Origin of the sequence: Escherichia sp. AM3 (assembly GCF_032029835.1) — a bacterium.
In the GTDB taxonomy this organism is placed as follows: domain Bacteria; phylum Pseudomonadota; class Gammaproteobacteria; order Enterobacterales; family Enterobacteriaceae; genus Escherichia; species Escherichia coli.
In genome coordinates, this window is the sequence record NZ_JAVUPQ010000012.1 from 54,688 (window position 1) to 69,588 (window position 14,901).

15 protein-coding genes and 1 tRNA gene are annotated in these 14,901 nt (G+C 51.4%); 6 read left to right on the plus strand and 10 right to left on the minus strand.

Going from position 1 to position 14,901, the window contains the following annotated elements; all coding sequences use genetic code 11:
* Nucleotides 1-252: 252 nt before the first annotated feature.
* A complete protein-coding gene (gene sulA / locus RTW80_RS07670) occupies nt 253-762 on the minus strand; it encodes an SOS-induced cell division inhibitor SulA (RefSeq protein WP_000288710.1) in 510 nt (169 codons plus the stop codon).
* Between the two features lie 218 nt (nt 763-980).
* On the opposite strand from sulA, the gene sxy reads away from it, so the two are divergent.
* Nucleotides 981-1,610, plus strand: coding sequence for a CRP-S regulon transcriptional coactivator Sxy (gene sxy, locus RTW80_RS07675; RefSeq protein WP_000839152.1), 630 nt, complete (start codon nt 981-983; stop codon nt 1,608-1,610).
* Here sxy and yccS read toward each other — a convergent pair.
* Together yccS and RTW80_RS07685 are read right to left on the minus strand one after the other, a co-directional pair.
* Nucleotides 1,573-3,735, minus strand: coding sequence for a YccS family putative transporter (gene yccS, locus RTW80_RS07680; protein ID WP_000875061.1), 2,163 nt, complete (start codon nt 3,733-3,735; stop codon nt 1,573-1,575). The genes sxy and yccS overlap by 38 nt on opposite strands.
* A gap of 9 nt (nt 3,736-3,744) precedes the next feature.
* Entirely contained in the window at nt 3,745-4,191 is a 447-nt protein-coding gene (locus tag RTW80_RS07685) for a YccF domain-containing protein (RefSeq protein WP_001261235.1), read from the minus strand.
* Nucleotides 4,192-4,313: 122 nt separating this feature from the next.
* Between RTW80_RS07685 and helD the strand changes: the two genes are divergently transcribed.
* Nucleotides 4,314-6,368, plus strand: a complete 2,055-nt coding sequence (helD, locus tag RTW80_RS07690; protein WP_001295354.1) for a DNA helicase IV — start codon at nt 4,314-4,316, stop codon at nt 6,366-6,368.
* Nucleotides 6,369-6,399: 31 nt separating this feature from the next.
* Here helD and mgsA read toward each other — a convergent pair whose 3' ends face one another.
* Together mgsA and RTW80_RS07700 are read right to left on the minus strand one after the other, a co-directional pair.
* Nucleotides 6,400-6,858 (minus strand): methylglyoxal synthase, encoded by a 459-nt coding sequence (gene mgsA, locus RTW80_RS07695; RefSeq protein ID WP_000424181.1) that lies wholly within the window; start codon nt 6,856-6,858, stop codon nt 6,400-6,402.
* 95 nt (nt 6,859-6,953) lie between these two features.
* On the minus strand, nt 6,954-7,616 hold the full coding sequence (locus RTW80_RS07700; RefSeq protein WP_000847785.1) for a DUF2057 family protein: 663 nt from the start codon (nt 7,614-7,616) through the stop codon (nt 6,954-6,956).
* A 172-nt stretch (nt 7,617-7,788) separates the two neighbouring features.
* On the opposite strand from RTW80_RS07700, the gene RTW80_RS07705 reads away from it, so the two are divergent.
* Nucleotides 7,789-8,202 (plus strand): CoA-binding protein, encoded by a 414-nt coding sequence (locus tag RTW80_RS07705; protein WP_000665217.1) that lies wholly within the window; start codon nt 7,789-7,791, stop codon nt 8,200-8,202.
* A 44-nt stretch (nt 8,203-8,246) separates the two neighbouring features.
* Here RTW80_RS07705 and hspQ read toward each other — a convergent pair whose 3' ends face one another.
* Both hspQ and rlmI read right to left on the minus strand, forming a co-directional pair.
* Complete coding sequence (gene hspQ / locus RTW80_RS07710) at nt 8,247-8,564, minus strand: heat shock protein HspQ (protein ID WP_001295356.1); 318 nt, start codon at nt 8,562-8,564, stop codon at nt 8,247-8,249.
* Between the two features lie 57 nt (nt 8,565-8,621).
* Nucleotides 8,622-9,812: a 23S rRNA (cytosine(1962)-C(5))-methyltransferase RlmI gene (gene rlmI / locus RTW80_RS07715; RefSeq protein WP_000116297.1), complete on the minus strand. Its 1,191-nt coding sequence runs from the start codon at nt 9,810-9,812 to the stop codon at nt 8,622-8,624.
* Between the two features lie 94 nt (nt 9,813-9,906).
* On the opposite strand from rlmI, the gene yccX reads away from it, so the two are divergent.
* Nucleotides 9,907-10,185, plus strand: a complete 279-nt coding sequence (gene yccX / locus RTW80_RS07720) for an acylphosphatase (protein ID WP_000048252.1) — start codon at nt 9,907-9,909, stop codon at nt 10,183-10,185.
* Here yccX and tusE read toward each other — a convergent pair.
* The 3 genes from tusE to RTW80_RS07735 all read right to left on the minus strand — a co-directional run bounded on the left by tusE (nt 10,182) and on the right by RTW80_RS07735 (nt 11,555).
* Nucleotides 10,182-10,511: a sulfurtransferase TusE gene (gene tusE, locus RTW80_RS07725; protein WP_000904442.1), complete on the minus strand. Its 330-nt coding sequence runs from the start codon at nt 10,509-10,511 to the stop codon at nt 10,182-10,184. The genes yccX and tusE overlap by 4 nt on opposite strands.
* A 90-nt stretch (nt 10,512-10,601) precedes the next feature.
* Nucleotides 10,602-11,261, minus strand: coding sequence for an FtsH protease modulator YccA (gene yccA / locus RTW80_RS07730; protein WP_000375136.1), 660 nt, complete (start codon nt 11,259-11,261; stop codon nt 10,602-10,604).
* A 206-nt stretch (nt 11,262-11,467) separates the two neighbouring features.
* Nucleotides 11,468-11,555: transfer RNA gene (locus RTW80_RS07735), tRNA-Ser, on the minus strand.
* 426 nt (nt 11,556-11,981) lie between these two features.
* Between RTW80_RS07735 and hyaA the strand changes: the two genes are divergently transcribed.
* The gene (gene hyaA / locus RTW80_RS07740; RefSeq protein ID WP_001058323.1) at nt 11,982-13,100 is read left to right on the plus strand and encodes a hydrogenase 1 small subunit; all 1,119 of its coding nucleotides are present in this window, start codon (nt 11,982-11,984) and stop codon (nt 13,098-13,100) included.
* A complete protein-coding gene (gene hyaB / locus RTW80_RS07745; protein WP_000107384.1) occupies nt 13,097-14,890 on the plus strand; it encodes a Ni/Fe-hydrogenase large subunit in 1,794 nt (597 codons plus the stop codon). Before hyaA ends, hyaB begins: the two co-directional genes overlap by 4 nt.
* Nucleotides 14,891-14,901 lie beyond the last annotated feature (11 nt).

The following is a 14,901-nucleotide window of genomic DNA, read 5'->3' on the forward strand; positions in this document are numbered from 1 at the left end:
ATCTTCGGCTTATGCCGAGCACCCCTGGCGATGTAAAGTCTACAACGTAGTTGAAAACTTACAAGTGTGAACTCCGTCAGGCATATGAAAAAAAAGTCTTGTATAAGGTATGTTTAATCTTTTTTGTCAGCGACAATTTACAGAAGAGAATCGCGGAAACCGCTTCAGACAAGCCTCCGCAAGGAAAATTAGTCACGACTGAAAGCATTGGCTGGGCGACAAAAAAAGTTCCAGGATTAATCCTAAATTTACTTAATGATACAAATTAGAGTGAATTTTTAGCCCGGAAAGTTGTCTCGTGGCGTGAGAGGATGCGCTTACCGGACGCATAATAAACCCCATAGCGTTACCTTCATTTGCCGCATCAACAAGTTCAGCATGCTCTTCTTCAGTCAAATCATCTGCCAACCAACCGATCACCACACTGTAATTGCCCGTGCGTAAAGCGCGAACCATTGACTCCACAGTGTGGCAAGGGGAGAGCTGGCTAATCTGCATTACTTTCGTTAAGGGTAGCCCAGATGCCTGAACCCATTCCCGACTCAGTTTTTGTTGCGGTGTTAACCAGAGTTGCCAGCGCGATTGCTGACCGAGTTGCTGTAACAATGGCAACAGTAGAAGTTGCGTCATCATGGGCTGATCTTCGCGATAGACAACTTCACTGATAAGCCCGGCTGTAGTGTTTTCCGTAGAGACACGCGCAATTTTACTTGCTGCGGATGAGAACGACGAAGAACGATGTGCATAGCCTGAAGTGTACATAATCAATCCAGCCCCTGTGAGTTACTGTATGGATGTACAGTACATCCAGTGACAACAAAGATCAACCCTATTTTCGGAAAGAGCCTCGCAAATTTTGTCGTTGGTGACGGGAAAACATAAATTAATCTTGCCCCTTAAGAATAAGTTGCCTATTTTCGTAGTTAACGGATCCGTTAATGTGAATCATTCTTTTATGTTATGATTTTAAAAGGAATTTTATGAAAAGCCTCTCCTATAAGCGGATCTATAAATCACAAGAATACCTGGCAACGTTGGGCACAATTGAATACCGATCATTGTTTGGCAGTTACAGCCTGACCGTTGACGACACGGTGTTTGCGATGGTTTCTGATGGTGAGTTGTATCTTCGGGCTTGTGAGCAAAGTGCACAGTACTGTGTAAAACATCCGCCTGTCTGGCTGACATATAAAAAGTGTGGCCGATCCGTTACCCTCAATTACTATCGGGTTGATGAAAGTCTATGGCGAAATCAACTGAAGCTGGTGCGTCTGTCGAAATATTCTCTCGATGCAGCGCTGAAAGAGAAAAGCACGCGCAATACCCGGGAAAGACTGAAAGATTTGCCCAATATGTCTTTTCATCTGGAAGCGATTCTCGGGGAGGTGGGGATTAAGGATGTACGGGCGTTACGTATACTTGGGGCAAAAATGTGTTGGTTGCGACTGCGGCAGCAAAACAGTCTGGTGACAGAAAAGATTCTGTTTATGCTTGAAGGTGCCATTATCGGCATTCATGAAGCTGCGCTCCCGGTGGCATGCCGCCAGGAGCTTGCAGAATGGGCTGACTCTCTTACGCCGAAACAGGAGTTTCCTGCGGAACTTGAGTAATCTGGCGTTGCAGACGACCAATCTCAGGCAGTAATGCAATCAATAATCCAACTTGTTGTACGACCAGAGGTTCTTTGCTGTCTGCCCGTGGTTCAAGTTGCTGCATCCGCTGTTTCAGGCTAGCTAATGCCTCATTGACGCGTTCTTCATCAGCAGGTTGATGATGTAACGCGTCATCAACATAGCAAACTGCGTCATCAAGAAACGCCAGAATTTCAGGATTAGTTAACTGCTCCCGGTGAGCACCGAGGGCTGAGATATAGCTGGTAAACGTATGGTTAAGGCACAGCAACCGAAACGCGGCTTCGCGAATTTGCGGGGTAACGTTCGGCTCGCTGGACATATTTGATACCACCGACGCCAGCTCAGCATCACGGTTGTGTGCATCGCGGCGGGCAATACGATACGCCAGACGGTTATCACGCCCCTGATGGTATTGCTCCAGTATGGCATCGAGATACCGACAGTTGGCCTCTGTGGCGCGTTCGAGCATGCGCGGCAGATTGCGAAACTGCCAGTCAGGCCAGATGTAGCTCACTGCCGCCCACGCAATGGCACAACCAATCAGCGTATCGATTACGCGAGGTAACGCTACTTCAAAACCTTCACCCAGTAAGTTAAAACACAGTAGCACCAAAAGTGTGATGAACATCGTTGCATGAGCGTATTGCACGTTACGGAAGGCAAAAAAGAGCACGCCGGTAATAACCAGCAGCACCAGCTGCCCTTCCAGTGATGGCACAAACCACAGCACAGGAATGCCAATGGCGATACCTACCAGCGTACCAATAATCCTTAACTTCAGGCGGTGGCGCGTGGCGTTATAGTTTGGCTGGCAGACAAACAAACTTGTCAGCAAGATCCAATACCCGTGATGCATTCCGGTTATCTGAATGATGGCGTAGCCGAAGCACAACACCAGCGACATTCTTACCGCATGACGGAAGAGGGCGGATTCCGGCGTGAAGTGACGGCTAAGACGCAGCCAGATATCACTCAACCCGTGCGGGCTGTCATCAGCGAGCTCATTTTCGTCATTATTATGGGGTAGTGCCTGGGCCTGTTCTGATTCAATTGTTGCCAGTTGGGCATCAATGGCGCGTAAATTGTTCAGCAAAAATCCCAGTGTTTTGAGTAAATCGGCGGGTGCGCCGTTATCGCGCATCCGCTCCAGCGCAGCATCAATATGCGTAAAAGCGCGCTCAAAATGCGGATCATGTTGATAAGGCTGACGCAACAAAATACAGCGTGACAGTTGCTGGCACGCCTGGCCCTGCATCGACATCAGCCGCTGAAAACGGAACAGCACGTCGCTGTGGCGAAAATGTTCACGCAATGTTTGATACTGAATATGAGAAGAGCTGGCACGCTCGTGAATATCCTGTGCGACAAAGTAATAATGCAGCGTGCGACGCGTTCCCCGTTGACCACGATCGCCACGTAAGCGGGTCAGCAGCGAGAGTTTCGTCTGATTCAATGTCGCCATCAGCAGACCGTTGGCGAGAGCCAAATCGTACAGCGGTGCCTGGCTTTGATCTTCAATATCAGGATCAAACATGCGCGACTTGAGCTCAAGATAACGCGCCAGTTGTTCATAGCAACGCGCCAGGTTGTCCTGCAGCGGGCGGACCGGGAACAGCAGATGACCAATAAGTGTCAGGACGTTGTACCAGACGGCACCGGCCAGCAGATACATCGGCTGCTGATACCAGTGCTCATACAGTGATGTTCCCAACATAGTGTAAATGGCGATCAGCAATGCACCGAAGGCAATTGTTGCATAGCGTTGACCCAGACCGCCGAGCAAAATGAAGCCGCTGGTAGAGAGCGTTAAGCCAATCGCAAATAGCCAGGGCCAGGGAAACAGCAATTCTACTGAGGCCGAGGCGATAAAAAAGCAGAACAGCGTAATGATGAGGTTACGCAAACGTCCCGCCAGTCGGTCATCGAGATCGGTCAGCGCCGCTGCCACCATCCCCAGCGTTAGCGGAATCGTCAGTTTTACATCACCCAGCCACCACGGAAACGCTGTGGTTCCACAAAGCGCAATAAAAATACGCGCGTAATACAGCCAGGCGCTGTTCCAGGTATAGCGTTTGAGCAAAGGACTTAGCATAAAGGCCATATTAGTGGATTATTCAAAACGACGACGTGCATTGGCTTCACGCGCAGCTTGCGCTGTTTCTACCGATACCACGCGACGACCAACCGGCCATAGTGCAATAGCGGCAATTTTAAAGTTCGCAATGCCGACAGGAATGCCAATGATTGAAATACATTGTGCGATACCCGTTGCAATGTGCATCAGGCATAACCACCAGCCAAAGAAAATCAGCCAGAAAATATTCAATACCGTACCGCCAGTATTCAGCAGCACATTTTTGCCAGCCGGGTTCAGTTCATCGACATGAATAGCTTCATTGCCATAAGGCACCAGAGACAGTTTAGTGATCTCCCAGCAGGATCGTGTCAGCGGTAAGGTAAAAATCAGCACAATACTGACCAGAGTCGCCAACAGCCAGCCCAGAGTGGTGGCAAATCCGCCAAGCACAAAGTTCAGAATGTTCAAAACGGTACGCATAAAACCTCGCTTTACTGTGGTTTTCAGTAATGGGCGGCAATTGTAACGTTTTTTTGGGCTGGAGCACGTTTTCTCTGACGGTTACACTGATAAGAAATAATTTCGTGTGGATCTACAGAGTCATGGAACTGAAAGCGACAACGCTTGGAAAACGTCTGGCACAGCACCCTTACGATCGGGCGGTGATCCTCAATGCCGGGATTAAAGTCTCCGGCGATCGCCACGAATACCTTATTCCTTTCAATCAATTACTGGCGATTCACTGTAAGCGCGGTCTGGTATGGGGCGAGCTGGAATTTGTACTGCCGGACGAAAAAGTGGTGCGTCTGCACGGCACCGAATGGGGCGAGACGCAGCGTTTTTACCATCATCTTGATGCTCACTGGCGGCGGTGGAGTGGCGAGATGAGCGAAATTGCGTCTGGTGTTTTACGCCAGCAACTGGATTTGATTGCCACGCGCACTGGAGAAAATAAATGGCTGACGCGTGAGCAAACCTCTGGCGTTCAGCAACAAATCCGCCAGGCTTTGTCGGCGTTGCCGTTGCCGGTTAACCGACTGGAAGAATTCGATAACTGCCGTGAGGCGTGGCGTAAATGTCAGGCCTGGTTGAAAGATATTGAAAGCGCTCGGTTGCAGCATAACCAGGCGTATACCGAAGCCATGCTTACCGAGTATGCGGATTTTTTCCGCCAGGTCGAGTCTTCACCGCTGAATCCGGCGCAGGCCCGGGCAGTCGTTAATGGCGAGCATTCTCTGTTAGTGCTGGCAGGTGCAGGAAGCGGAAAAACGTCGGTGCTGGTGGCCCGTGCAGGCTGGTTGCTGGCGCGTGGTGAAGCGTCCCCTGAGCAAATTTTATTGCTGGCGTTTGGTCGCAAAGCCGCTGAAGAGATGGACGAGCGGATTCGCGAACGGCTACATACCGAAGACATTACCGCACGCACGTTTCATGCGCTGGCGCTGCATATTATTCAGCAGGGCAGCAAAAAAGTTCCGATAGTCAGCAAACTGGAAAATGATACCGCTGCCCGTCATGAACTCTTTATTGCTGAGTGGCGCAAGCAATGCAGCGAAAAGAAAGCGCAGGCGAAGGGCTGGCGGCAATGGCTGACGGAAGAAATGCAGTGGTCAGTGCCAGAAGGTAACTTCTGGGATGATGAAAAATTACAGCGTCGCCTTGCCTCTCGCCTCGATCGCTGGGTAAGTCTGATGCGGATGCACGGTGGTGCACAGGCAGAAATGATTGCCAGTGCACCCGAAGAGATTCGCGATCTGTTCAGTAAACGTATCAAGTTGATGGCCCCGTTATTAAAAGCCTGGAAAGGTGCGCTGAAGGCAGAAAACGCTGTCGATTTTTCGGGCCTTATTCATCAGGCGATTGTGATTCTGGAGAAAGGTCGCTTTATCAGCCCGTGGAAGCATATTCTGGTTGATGAATTTCAGGATATCTCGCCGCAGCGGGCAGCGTTGTTAGCGGCATTACGCAAGCAAAACAGTCAGACGACGTTGTTCGCTGTTGGTGATGACTGGCAGGCGATTTACCGATTCAGCGGTGCGCAAATGTCGCTCACCACCGCTTTCCATGAAAACTTTGGTGAAGGCGAACGCTGTGATTTAGACACGACTTACCGTTTTAACAGTCGTATCGGTGAGGTGGCAAACCGGTTTATTCAGCAGAACCCAGGCCAGCTGAAAAAGCCGCTAAACAGCTTAACCAATGGAGACAAAAAAGCCGTCACGTTATTGGATGAGAGTCAACTTGACGCTTTGCTGGATAAGCTCTCTGGTTATGCCAAACCGGAAGAGCGCATTCTGATCCTGGCGCGTTACCATCACATGAGGCCTGCCAGCCTGGAAAAAGCGGCAACACGCTGGCCGAAGTTGCAAATCGACTTTATGACCATTCATGCCAGCAAAGGGCAACAGGCGGATTACGTCATCATCGTTGGCTTGCAGGAGGGAAGTGATGGTTTTCCGGCTGCGGCGCGGGAGTCGATTATGGAAGAGGCGCTACTGCCACCGGTTGAGGATTTCCCGGACGCTGAAGAACGGCGGTTAATGTACGTGGCGCTGACCCGGGCACGCCATCGGGTATGGGCACTGTTTAACAAAGAGAATCCCTCTCCCTTTGTGGAAATACTGAAAAATCTGGATGTGCCGGTGGCGAGAAAACCGTAAGAAACAGGTGGCGTTTGCCACCTGTGCAATATTACTTCAGACGGTCCGCGAGATAACGCTGATAATCGGGGATCAGAATATCGACCGCGTCGTTGAAATGCGGCGACTGGATTATGAAGTCTGCCGTTGCCACGTTGGTGGCGACCGGAATGTTCCATACCGTCGCCAGACGCAGCAAGGCTTTCACGTCAGGATCGTGCGGCACGGCATTTAGTGGATCCCAGAAGAAAATCAATACATCAATTTTCCCTTCTGAGATCAATGCGCCAACCTGCTGGTCACCCCCCATTGGGCCACTCAACATCGCGTTGACGTTCATGCCGGTCGCGCGGGAAATTAAGTTACCGGTAGTGCCTGTTGCATACAGTACGTGTTGTTCCAGTAACGGTTGATGCCGTTCCACCCAGCTCATCAGCATTTGTTTGCAGTGATCGTGTGCCACCAGCGCAATATGTTTCCGCGCAGGTAAAGTGCGAGTCGTCAGTTCCATAATGTACATCCGTAGTTAACTTTCCTACAGATTACTGTAAGCACTTATCGCTGCAAGATAAAGACCGAAAAAGCCTGCGCACAGGCACAAAAATCTCAGGAAGATGGTTGTTTTTCCGCCCACTGCAGGAAAGTATTTCGCGTTTGTGGGTCAGCCAGTTTAAACCAATACTTCAGCCGTTGTTCTGTGAGCACCTGAGACTGCGGTGGAATAGCATCCAGCTCGGAAACACCCGAAAGCAGCGTACTGTCATCTGCCATCATCGTGGCAAATTGCGGTAGTGAAGCGCGTTTCGCGGATTTGTTATAGCGTTCAACCTCGACCTCATAATCAATCGTTTTTGCCGTTGAGGTAATGGCGAGAATATCCAGCTTTACCGGAATTGGCGTCGCATCGCCATCCAACAATTCAAGGTGCGGCGCGGCATCAAAATGGTTAGCTTCCCGCTCATTCTCCAGGCGAGGCAGGCGAAAATTGACCTGGTTGATGAGCTGGGTATTAAAACTGACCACCAGCGGTGGGGAGATATACAGCCGTTCTTCACTATTGGAAAGATGAATCGTCTTCTCAACGCGAAACACTAACTGATGCGGTCCATTATCCAGTTCAATGCTGTCCGCACCGCGCAGCAGAGAGCTGGAAACCTTCTTGCCGTCGAGTACCAGAAGATCGACATCGGTTGAAAGCCGCAGCGTGGTGGCAAAAACGGATACCGGCAAACATAATGCAATCAAGGTGGTCACGATGCCGGTTTTCATAGGTAGCTCCTGTCAAAAGACCGCCCGAATAATAATGTGTCAAAATTTTTCTTTAATCATACTTACTAACATATAGACATATTTCCCGCTTTTGCTCTCATTCATTCGTATTAGCTGCATGGTTGGCATGTCGGCTTTGTCGTACACTTTGTTAAACAGTCTGGAGGAAATAATGAAAGAAACCGATATTGCAGGTATTTTAACGTCCACTCACACCATTGCGCTGGTGGGGGCAAGCGACAAACCCGATCGTCCCAGCTATCGCGTGATGAAATATCTACTCGACCAGGGGTATCACGTCATTCCGGTTTCACCAAAAGTTGCCGGCAAAACGCTGCTGGGCCAGCAGGGGTATGGCACGCTGGCAGACGTTCCGGAAAAAGTCGATATGGTCGATGTTTTCCGTAATTCAGAAGCTGCGTGGGGCGTGGCGCAGGAAGCTATCGCCATTGGCGCGAAAACCCTCTGGATGCAACTGGGGGTGATTAATGAGCAAGCGGCAGTACTGGCACGGGATGCCGGGTTAAATGTGGTGATGGATCGCTGCCCGGCTATTGAGATCCCTCGCCTGGGCCTGGCCAAATAAAAAATCCCCGGAAGGCAAAAACCTTCCGGGGATTCGTTCAGGGATCAGTTACGCAGACGCGGGGCCTGGAGTTGTTTGCGGATGGTCTGCGCCAGCTCATCCATGGATGGCTGTTCAGGATGTTCATCCTGCAATTCGCTACTTAGCTGGGCTTCAGCCAGGTAGGTATGAACCGGTAGGCCGTTATCGTCCTCCATCACCACGTGATACCACGGAGCGGCGCGAAGCTCGTCATTCACCGCCAGCTCATCAGGCGACGGTTCAGAGAGCGAATAAACCGGGTCGATATCCACGACCACTCCGAGATAACCTAACAGGGAATGGCGGACCTGCTGGCCGATACCGAATTTGCTGGCAATCATAGTCACCTCCCGGGAAATCTTTACCTTTGATATAAGGGTAAAATTCCACATTTCAAGTTACATGACGCGACAGGCAAACCCTTTCAGATATAGCCCTTCCGGGTAGGTAGCGATCACCGGATGATCGGCTGCCTGACGGAACTGCTCTATAAATTGTACATCACGGCCGGCATCAATTGCGGCATCCGCGATGATTTTCTGAAATAAATCGCTGGTCATCAGACCGGAACAGGAGAAAGTCAGGAGAATACCGCCTTCATTCAGCAACTGAATCGCCAGCATGTTGATATCTTTATAGCCCCGACACGCGCCCATCAACTGGCTTTTATTCTCAACAAACTTCGGCGGGTCCATCACGATAACGTCAAATTTTTCACCGCGATCGCGATAAGTACGCAGCAATTTAAAGACATCATCACGGACAAACTCAGCCTTGCTCAGATCCAGTTTGTTCAGCTCAACGTTCTGCCGTGCAATATCCAGCGCTTCCTGGGAGGTATCAACGCTGACAACCTGGCTGCAACCGCCCATCAGTGCCGATACGGCGAAACCACCGGTATAGGAGAAACAGTTCAGCACACGTTTATTTTCAACGTAGCGGCGGGTAGCCAGGCGGCTATCACGCTGGTCCAGGTAGTAGCCCGTTTTGTGTCCGTGCTGAATATCCACCAGCAGTTTCATTCCGTGTTCTTCAATCGGCAGCAGGGCAGGTGGCAACTCGCCGGTGACGGGGCCCTGGGTCAGCTCCATTCCTTCTTTTTTACGTACCGCGACGTCGCTGCGATCGTAAATCGAACATTCCGGGTACAGCGTTTGCAGGGCACTAATTAATGCCGCGCGCTGATATTCTGCCCCAGCACTCAGCAGTTGCAGCACCAGAAAATTACCGAAACGATCGATAGTAATACCCGGCAGGCCATCAGATTCTCCGGCGATTAAACGATAGCTGTCGAGGCCATCTTTTTGCGCCAGCCAGTCACGCCATTTTTGTGCTTGTTGCAAACGGCGGGAAAAAAAAGCAATGTCGATAGACTCAGACGGGTCAAACGTCCAGACGCGCGCCCGGATTTGCGAAGCTGGCGAATAAGCGCCGCGTGCTAACCATTTTCCCTGATGATCAACAATATCGATGGTTTCACCGAGGCTGGCTTTACCTTCCATGCGGGCAACGGCCCCGGAAAAGACCCACGGATGGCGACGAAGTAATGATTTTTCGCGCCCTTTGGCTAACACTAAACGTACACTCATAATTTACTTTTCTGTCGATGCAAAGAAATGGGCGTCATTGTCCGGAGTTTTCCATGGATTTGCAACGCGTCCATTAAGGATAAGGAGAGCAGCAATGTCGAAAGTCTGCATAATTGCCTGGGTTTACGGGCGAGTTCAGGGCGTAGGATTTCGCTACACCACACAGTACGAAGCGAAAAGACTGGGTTTAACCGGGTACGCCAAAAATCTTGACGATGGCAGCGTGGAAGTGGTTGCTTGCGGTGAAGAAGGGCAGGTGGAAAAATTAATGCAGTGGTTAAAGAGTGGCGGCCCGCGTTCTGCGCGTGTAGAACGGGTGCTCAGCGAGCCGCATCATCCCTCGGGGGAATTAACCGATTTTCGTATCCGTTAAATACATTTTACCGGTTTTGGCAGGCCAGCAATTTTGGTGGCTTGCTTAGCCGGACCTTTCGGAAACAGTCGGTATAAATAGCGGCTGTTACCTTTTTCTTCGCCAAATTTATTCGCCATCGCTTTTACCAGCATACGAATCGCCGGAGAAGTATTGAATTCCAGATAGAAATCACGCACAAAACGCACCACTTCCCAGTGTTCCGGTGACAGCGAAATCCCTTCGTTCTCTGCAATCACCACAGCCAGCGGCTCACTCCACTGGCTGCTTTCTTTGAGATAGCCTTCGGTATCCGTTTCTATCTCTTTACCTTCGAAGATCAGCATAATTATTACTACCTTAATCAGACTGGCGGCAGTGTAACAAAAAACAAAGCCCCGCATAAAGCGAGGCTATGAAAGTGTTAGCGGGTGAGATTAATCGCGGCTAGCGAAGCCCAGAATGCTCAGCAGGCTGACGAAGATGTTGTACAGCGAAACATACAGGCTAACCGTGGCACGAATATAGTTCGTCTCACCGCCATGAATGATGTTGCTGGTTTCAAACAAGATAGCGCCAGAGGAGATCAGAATGAAGACCGCGCTGATCGCCAGATGCAGAGCAGGCAGCTGCAGGAAGATATTCGCAACCATACCAATCAGCACCACCACAATACCCGCCATCAGCATACCGCCGAGGAACGACATATCTTTGCGGGTGGTCAGCACATATGCAGAGCAGCAGAAGAACACTAACGCCGTTCCGCCCAGTGCCATAGCGATTACGTCACCCATTCCGGCAGACAGATAGGTGTTCAGAATAGGTCCGAGGATATAACCCAGAAAACCGGTAAAGGCGAATGCGGAGATAATCCCGGTCGGCTTATTCGCCGTTTTATAGGTCAGGAACATCAAACCATACATACCCACCAGCGTCAGAATCAGACCCGGAGATGGCAGCATCAGCACCGTACTGGCAGTTGCGGTAATCGCCGAAAAGGCCAGCGTCAGGCTCAGCAGAAAATAGGTATTACGCAGCACCTTATGGGTGCTAAGCAGTGATGTACGGTCATGTGAAGAACTAACAATACGATCCATTGAGTCACTCTCTATGACAGATGTAATTAATTAAGCAGCATAATGATAATGCGTAAGGGCACCCAGAAGTTTTACCCATCTTTACGCATTTGATCTGGAACAGGTTTAACAGCGGATTATCAGGTCATTAAGCAAATATAACGCCCTGAGAATTTCGACAGGCAAAAGAAAAAGGGGTTAGCATTTAGCTAACCCCTTATCTTATTTGGCGGAAGCGCAGAGATTCGAACTCTGGAACCCTTTCGGGTCGCCGGTTTTCAAGACCGGTGCCTTCAACCGCTCGGCCACACTTCCGGAATGACGCGCACTATAAACATCCCGATGCGGCGTGTAAACCCCTAATTTGTTTGTTTGCCTGAAAAACAGCCAAAAGTGCATTGATAGCGTGAAATAACAGCAGATTGATCATTTCATCACCATGAATTCCTTCTCTTTTACTCGTTTAGCAACCGGCTAAACATCCCCACCGCCCGGCCAAAAGAAAAATAGGTCCATTTTTATCGCTAAAAGATAAATCCACACAGTTTGTATTGTTTTGTGCAAAAGTTTCACTACGCTTTATTAACAATACTTTCTGGCGACGTGCGCCAGTGCAGAAGGATGAGCTTTCGTTTTCAGCATCTCACGTGAAGCGATGGTTTGCCTTGCTACAGGGACGTCGCTTGCCGACCATAAGCGCCCGGTGTCCTGCCGGTGTCGCAAGGAGGAGAGACGTGCGATATGAATAACGAGGAAACATTTTACCAGGCCATGCGGCGTCAGGGCGTTACCCGGCGCAGCTTTCTCAAATATTGTAGTCTGGCTGCCACGTCGCTGGGATTAGGCGCGGGAATGGCACCAAAGATTGCCTGGGCGCTGGAGAACAAACCGCGCATTCCGGTGGTATGGATCCACGGTCTGGAATGCACCTGCTGTACCGAATCTTTTATCCGCTCCGCTCACCCACTGGCGAAGGACGTCATCCTTTCCCTGATTTCCCTCGATTACGACGATACTTTGATGGCTGCCGCCGGAACCCAGGCGGAAGAAGTCTTTGAAGACATCATCACGCAATACAATGGCAAATATATCCTCGCAGTAGAAGGTAATCCGCCGCTGGGCGAGCAGGGGATGTTCTGTATCAGCAGCGGTCGACCGTTTATTGAGAAACTCAAACGTGCCGCTGCCGGAGCCAGCGCGATTATCGCCTGGGGAACCTGCGCGTCCTGGGGCTGCGTGCAGGCCGCGCGACCCAATCCGACGCAGGCAACGCCTATCGACAAAGTCATCACCGACAAACCCATTATCAAAGTACCTGGCTGCCCGCCGATCCCGGATGTGATGAGCGCCATCATTACTTACATGGTGACCTTTGATCGCTTGCCAGATGTCGACAGAATGGGCCGTCCGCTGATGTTCTATGGTCAGCGAATCCACGATAAATGCTATCGCCGCGCCCACTTCGACGCCGGAGAGTTCGTCCAGAGTTGGGATGATGACGCTGCCCGCAAAGGTTACTGCCTGTACAAAATGGGCTGCAAAGGGCCTACCACCTATAACGCCTGTTCCTCCACACGCTGGAATGATGGCGTTTCTTTCCCAATCCAGTCTGGTCACGGCTGCCTGGGCTGTGCGGAAAATGGTTTCTGGGATCGCGGTTCGTTCTACAGCCGCGTGGTCGATATTCCGCAAATGGGTACTCATTCCACCGCCGATACCGTCGGTTTAACCGCGCTTGGCGTGGTGGCAGCGGCTGTTGGTGTGCACGCAGTCGCCAGCGCCGTTGACCAGCGCAGACGTCATAACCAGCAACCTACAGAAACCGAACATCAGCCAGGCAATGAGGATAAACAGGCATGAGCACTCAGTACGAAACTCAGGGATACACCATCAATAATGCCGGACGCCGCCTGGTGGTCGACCCGATTACGCGCATCGAAGGCCACATGCGCTGCGAAGTGAATATTAACGATCAGAATGTGATCACCAATGCCGTCTCCTGCGGCACCATGTTTCGCGGGCTGGAGATCATCCTACAAGGGCGCGACCCGCGCGATGCGTGGGCGTTCGTTGAACGTATCTGCGGCGTCTGTACTGGCGTACACGCCCTGGCTTCGGTTTACGCCATCGAAGATGCTATCGGTATTAAAGTGCCGGACAACGCCAATATCATCCGCAACATTATGCTGGCAACGCTCTGGTGCCACGATCATCTGGTGCACTTCTATCAGCTTGCCGGGATGGACTGGATCGATGTGTTAGATGCGCTGAAAGCCGACCCGCGGAAAACCTCCGAACTGGCGCAAAGTCTCTCCTCTTGGCCGAAATCATCCCCTGGCTATTTCTTCGACGTACAAAACCGCCTGAAAAAATTTGTTGAAGGCGGGCAGTTGGGGATCTTCCGCAATGGCTACTGGGGGCACCCGCAGTACAAACTGCCGCCAGAAGCTAACCTGATGGGCTTTGCCCACTATCTCGAAGCTCTCGATTTCCAGCGTGAAATTGTCAAAATCCACGCGGTCTTTGGCGGTAAAAACCCGCATCCAAACTGGATTGTCGGCGGGATGCCTTGCGCCATCAACATTGACGAAAGCGGCGCGGTCGGGGCAGTCAATATGGAACGCCTGAACCTGGTGCAGTCAATTATCACCCGCACGGCGGACTTCATTAACAACGTGATGATCCCCGACGCCTTAGCCATCGGTCAGTTCAACAAACCGTGGAGCGAAATCGGCACTGGTCTTTCTGATAAATGCGTTCTCAGCTACGGCGCATTCCCGGATATTGCCAACGACTTTGGCGAGAAAAGTCTGCTGATGCCTGGCGGCGCGGTGATTAACGGCGACTTCAACAATGTGCTGCCAGTGGATTTGGTTGATCCGCAGCAGGTGCAGGAGTTTGTCGACCACGCCTGGTATCGATATCCCAACGATCAGGTCGGGCGTCATCCGTTCGATGGCATCACCGACCCGTGGTACAACCCCGGCGATGTCAAAGGCAGCGATACCAACATTCAGCAGCTGAATGAACAGGAACGCTACTCGTGGATCAAAGCGCCACGCTGGCGCGGTAACGCGATGGAAGTGGGGCCGCTGGCGCGCACGTTAATCGCTTATCACAAAGGCGATGCTGCGACCGTTGAGTCGGTCGATCGCATGATGTCGGCGTTGAACCTGCCGCTTTCCGGTATCCAGTCAACGTTAGGCCGCATTTTGTGCCGCGCGCACGAAGCGCAGTGGGCCGCAGGTAAGTTGCAGTATTTCTTCGACAAGCTGATGACCAACCTGAAAAACGGCAATCTCGCCACTGCTTCCACGGAAAAATGGGAACCTGCAACCTGGCCGACAGAGTGCCGTGGTGTCGGTTTTACCGAAGCGCCGCGCGGGGCGTTAGGCCACTGGGCCGCCATTCGCGATGGCAAGATTGATCTCTACCAGTGCGTGGTGCCGACCACCTGGAACGCCAGCCCGCGCGATCCCAAAGGGCAGATTGGCGCTTATGAAGCGGCGCTGATGAACACCAAAATGGCGATCCCCGAGCAACCGCTGGAGATCCTGCGTACTCTGCACAGCTTTGACCCGTGCCTCGCCTGTTCAACACACGTGCTGGGCGACGACGGTAGCGAGCTGATCTCCGTGCAGGTGCGTTAACAGCGAAGGAG

Bases quoted from the DNA above. Each gene is read 5' to 3' on its own strand.
- sulA (WP_000288710.1), bottom strand. From the start codon at position 762: ATGTACACTTCAGGCTATGCACATCGTTCTTCGTCGTTCTCATCCGCA.
- sxy (WP_000839152.1), top strand. From the start codon at position 981: ATGAAAAGCCTCTCCTATAAGCGGATCTATAAATCACAAGAATACCTG.
- yccS (WP_000875061.1), bottom strand. From the start codon at position 3,735: ATGGCCTTTATGCTAAGTCCTTTGCTCAAACGCTATACCTGGAACAGC.
- RTW80_RS07685 (WP_001261235.1), bottom strand. From the start codon at position 4,191: ATGCGTACCGTTTTGAACATTCTGAACTTTGTGCTTGGCGGATTTGCC.
- helD (WP_001295354.1), top strand. From the start codon at position 4,314: ATGGAACTGAAAGCGACAACGCTTGGAAAACGTCTGGCACAGCACCCT.
- mgsA (WP_000424181.1), bottom strand. From the start codon at position 6,858: ATGGAACTGACGACTCGCACTTTACCTGCGCGGAAACATATTGCGCTG.
- RTW80_RS07700 (WP_000847785.1), bottom strand. From the start codon at position 7,616: ATGAAAACCGGCATCGTGACCACCTTGATTGCATTATGTTTGCCGGTA.
- RTW80_RS07705 (WP_000665217.1), top strand. From the start codon at position 7,789: ATGAAAGAAACCGATATTGCAGGTATTTTAACGTCCACTCACACCATT.
- hspQ (WP_001295356.1), bottom strand. From the start codon at position 8,564: ATGATTGCCAGCAAATTCGGTATCGGCCAGCAGGTCCGCCATTCCCTG.
- rlmI (WP_000116297.1), bottom strand. From the start codon at position 9,812: ATGAGTGTACGTTTAGTGTTAGCCAAAGGGCGCGAAAAATCATTACTT.
- yccX (WP_000048252.1), top strand. From the start codon at position 9,907: ATGTCGAAAGTCTGCATAATTGCCTGGGTTTACGGGCGAGTTCAGGGC.
- tusE (WP_000904442.1), bottom strand. From the start codon at position 10,511: ATGCTGATCTTCGAAGGTAAAGAGATAGAAACGGATACCGAAGGCTAT.
- yccA (WP_000375136.1), bottom strand. From the start codon at position 11,261: ATGGATCGTATTGTTAGTTCTTCACATGACCGTACATCACTGCTTAGC.
- hyaA (WP_001058323.1), top strand. From the start codon at position 11,982: ATGAATAACGAGGAAACATTTTACCAGGCCATGCGGCGTCAGGGCGTT.
- hyaB (WP_000107384.1), top strand. From the start codon at position 13,097: ATGAGCACTCAGTACGAAACTCAGGGATACACCATCAATAATGCCGGA.